Source organism: Oleiphilus sp. HI0066 (genome assembly GCF_001635725.1).
Window position 1 is genome coordinate 1 of the sequence record NZ_LWFH01001633.1, and the last position, 2327, is coordinate 2327.

General features: G+C 46.2%; 3 protein-coding genes. All 3 read left to right on the forward strand.

Annotation, left to right across the window (positions count from 1 at the left end; all coding sequences use genetic code 11):
• Positions 1-911: chaperonin GroEL (gene groEL, locus A3738_RS25540; protein WP_156504500.1), on the forward strand; the 911-nt coding region annotated here is incomplete at its 5' end.
• A 180-nt stretch (positions 912-1091) separates the two neighbouring features.
• Entirely contained in the window at positions 1092-1865 is a 774-nt protein-coding gene (gspN, locus tag A3738_RS25545; RefSeq protein WP_068475872.1) for a type II secretion system protein N, read from the forward strand.
• Between the two features lie 35 nt (positions 1866-1900).
• The coding region (locus tag A3738_RS25550; protein WP_304440130.1) for a type II secretion system protein N at positions 1901-2327 on the forward strand (427 nt) is incomplete at its 3' end.

The window sequence follows — 2327 nt, forward strand, 5'->3', positions numbered from 1 at the left end:
AGCCACTTCTTATCATTGCTGAAGATGTTGAAGGCGAAGCGTTAGCAACCTTGGTTGTCAATAATATGCGCGGCATCGTTAAAGTTGCGGCTGTTAAGGCTCCAGGTTTTGGTGATCGTCGTAAAGAAATGCTCCAAGATATCGCTATTTTGACTGGTGGTACGGTAATTTCTGAAGAAGTTGGTCTATCACTAGAAAATGCTACGCTTGATGATCTTGGTACCGCTAAGAGCGTTAACATCAGCAAAGAAAATACGACTGTGATCGATGGAGCCGGCCAAGCTGCTGAAATCCAAGGTCGTGTAGAGCAAATCCGCCGTCAAATCGAAGAGAGTTCATCCGACTACGATCGTGAGAAGCTTCAAGAGCGCGTTGCGAAGTTAGCTGGTGGCGTTGCTGTTATTAAGGTTGGCGCTGGCTCTGAAGTTGAAATGAAAGAGAAGAAAGCGCGTGTTGAAGATGCGCTTCACTCAACGCGTGCAGCAGTTGAGGAAGGTGTTGTTGCTGGTGGCGGTGTTGCGATGATTCGTGCGCTTCAAGCGATTGCAAACCTTGAAGGTGATAATGGCGATCAGAACGTAGGTATTGATTTGTTGCGTCGCGCTATGGAAGCGCCACTTCGTCAAATCGTTTCTAATGCTGGCGGTGAAGGTTCTGTTGTTTCAGATAAGATTCAACAGGGTGAAGGTAGTTTCGGTTACAACGCTGCGACTGGCGAGTACGGCGACATGTTGGAGATGGGTATTCTTGATCCAGCAAAAGTAACGCGTACAGCATTACAAGCGGCAGGTTCTGTTGCTGGCCTAATGATTACAACTGAATGCATGGTTACAGATGTTGTAGAAGAAGGTGGTGCTGCACCTGCGATGCCTGACATGGGTGGCATGGGCGGTATGGGCGGCATGATGTAAGCTCCCCCTTTAAGCTAAAAAAGCCTCAGCGAATGCTGGGGCTTTTTTGTATCTGGGTGCTTTGTTCATACAAATGCAGGAACTAGCACCTAAAATGTTCGTATGGTTGTAGCTTTACTGGTGCAAATAGTCTGTAATGTTTCGCTGTGTGATTTTCTAGTATCGAAAGAATAAGTATTTGTGATTAAAAAAACCTTCTTAGTCTTGCTTCTGTTTGTTGTGGCGTTACCGTTCTTTTTGTTGAGCAGTTTGCCCGCGAGCGTGCTTTGGACGAAAGTGATTGAGCCTGCTGTTAAAACAAAATCGCTCGGCATCATGCCAAAATCATTTGCAGGCACTGCTTGGGATGGTGAGGCTTACGTTTCATTTAGGCATCTAGAAGGTGTTTTCTCTTGGAAACTTTCTGTTTTAGATGTGTTTGGGGGAAGTATTCCGTTGCAGGTCGATGTGCGTTCCACAGCAGGTGACGCCAGTGCAATATTAGATATTGGCTTGAGAGATCAGTCACTTTCTATCGAAACATTAAGGCTCGATACTGAGAAGCTTAATCCGTTTTTGCGTATCCATAGGGTGAAAGCGACGGGTGAAGTATATGTGAAAGATTTGTCCGTTAGATTAGAGAAGCGCAGAGTAGCGAGCATTGATGGTCGGTTTACTTGGTCTGGTGGCGAAGTGTCCTATCCTGCAGGTAGAGATATCCGAGATAGAGTGATGCCGGCTTTCGGTGGGCAAATTCAAACGCAAGAAAGTGGAGATATTGTCTTAGGTATTCGCGATCAGGAAGCGAGCTTCGATACGATGCGCGGTACATGGAGCGCGAACGGAGATGCCTTGTGGGAGGTGACTCGACGCGTTTTAGATGTCGCGCAAGAGCCATGGGCAGCAAATTCAACGGAACAAGATGTAGTGTTTAAAGTCAAAAAGCCTGTATCGCGACAATTAGGTAAGCAATAATGAAAACGAGGTCGCTCGATGGGGTAGTGAGGCGTGTGACACAGTTGAGTGTCGTGGCGTTAACCTTGTACCTAGCTTATTTAAGCTCTCAATTGATTTGGCATGTGTACGCGCCAGAACAAGCACCAATGCCTAAAAGTTTTGTTTCTTCTGCGCAATCAAATTTGGCAGATAGCAGGATTGCTCGTCGCGTTGATCGTTATCATTTGTTTGGTGAGGCAAATAAAGAAGCTGCTATCCAAGAACGGCCAAAAGATGTGCCTAAAACACGCTTGCGCTTGAAATTGAAGGGTGTGTTTTCTGGAAAAGATGCTGCGGATTCTGGCGCGATCATTGAAGAGTTGAGTAAGCCTTCAGAATATTATCGCTTAGGAGATAGCTTGCCGGGAGGGGTTCGTTTGGCGGAAGTCCATTCTGATCACGTCAATCTTGATCGAAATGGTACCTATGAAGCGCTTTATT